At 55.3% G+C, this 1,144-nt stretch carries 2 protein-coding genes; both read right to left on the bottom strand.

Going from position 1 to position 1,144, the window contains the following annotated elements; all coding sequences use genetic code 11:
* Positions 1 to 6: 6 nt before the first annotated feature.
* A complete protein-coding gene (locus FUT88_RS19665) occupies positions 7 to 465 on the bottom strand; it encodes a hypothetical protein (RefSeq protein ID WP_186829347.1) in 459 nt (152 codons plus the stop codon).
* Positions 462 to 1,144 (bottom strand): hypothetical protein (locus tag FUT88_RS19660; RefSeq protein ID WP_222614281.1); only part of this gene is annotated, 683 nt, incomplete at its 5' end. The genes FUT88_RS19660 and FUT88_RS19665, both read right to left, overlap by 4 nt.

Raw genomic sequence — 1,144 nt, 5'->3', positions numbered from 1 at the left:
GAAGGTTCAGGTAGAAGGCATCGAGGTCTTCCTCGGACGCGTCGATGATGACTTCGAACCTTCGACAGTGAGCCTGCCGGCGGCGATGATGGCGTCGGCATCCGGAATCTGGATTTCGTTGTCATAGCACTCCCCCGTAAAGCGATAGCCCTTTTTAATCATGCAACGCTCCCAGTTGTAGAAGAGCCGCGCATATGCGGAATTTTCCTTTTCTCCCGGCCGTCGTTCTTCATTGATTTTCTTTTGGCTGAATCCTGGTGCGTGGCTTCCGCTTCCGCCACCGCAACTAGCGGCGTCCTGATCTCGTGAGTCCGGCGTCATGCCTGGTTTATCCCATTTCTCGATATAGGGCTTAATGTTTTTTCCGGCGGATGGATCACCATTCATCCAAAAGCCACCGATACCACAGCCAGACAATAGAGCGGAAGAAACAAAAATACACACGGCAAATTTTTGGTTACTCATCGTGCAGCCTTAAGTAAGATTGAGATTGCATCCCATACAGGTGATGGCAACTGCTCTGACATGGCAAACGGTGCAGAGATAGGGATCGCTACCATTGTCCACGTTTCGTGGAACAACTTTTCCGCATCGGTTCGCCCGCGCGCAGCATTGCCTTGGTCGTCATACAGGCCGCTCAGCTTGCCCCCGATCAGATCGTGCGTACCCGCAAACGACTCAATGAGCTTGTCTTGCCAGCTTCCGGCCTCATAAGGCGTCCCGAACAGCGTGCCCTTCACACCTTGAATACCGCCTGTAGCTCCCGCGAGCTTCTTCCCCTCATCTGTTTCCAGGAATGCGCCTAGTGTCATCTTGGCTGCAATCGGATCAAACTGCACTTGTCCCTTGTCGTTGAGCGCCAGTTGTGTCTTGCCGTTTGCGTCCAGAACAGGTTGATCGTTCGCGTCCCGCAAAACCTTGCAACGCTCGTTGGCGGCCCCACAAAGTCCATCCAGATCCCAGCGCGTCCCACCGACCTTCTTCCCATCACCGCGCACGCCAACACTCTCCCCCGACAGATTGTCGTAAGTCGTCGTGCCATCAGTCACACCCGCAAACTTGGCGGAGTCCTTGATCATCAGGGCTCGCATTTCGTCAGCGGCGGCGGACAGCCCTTCCTTGGTGACGGCAGCAGCCCCCGCGC

Source organism: Ralstonia sp. TCR112, assembly GCF_007997035.1.
Taxonomy (GTDB): domain Bacteria; phylum Pseudomonadota; class Gammaproteobacteria; order Burkholderiales; family Burkholderiaceae; genus Ralstonia; species Ralstonia edaphi.
The sequence above is the reverse complement of the archived record's forward strand: the minus strand, read 5'-3'. Positions and strand labels throughout refer to the sequence as shown.

Bases quoted from the DNA above. Each gene is read 5' to 3' on its own strand.
- FUT88_RS19665 (WP_186829347.1), bottom strand. From the start codon at position 465: ATGAGTAACCAAAAATTTGCCGTGTGTATTTTTGTTTCTTCCGCTCTA.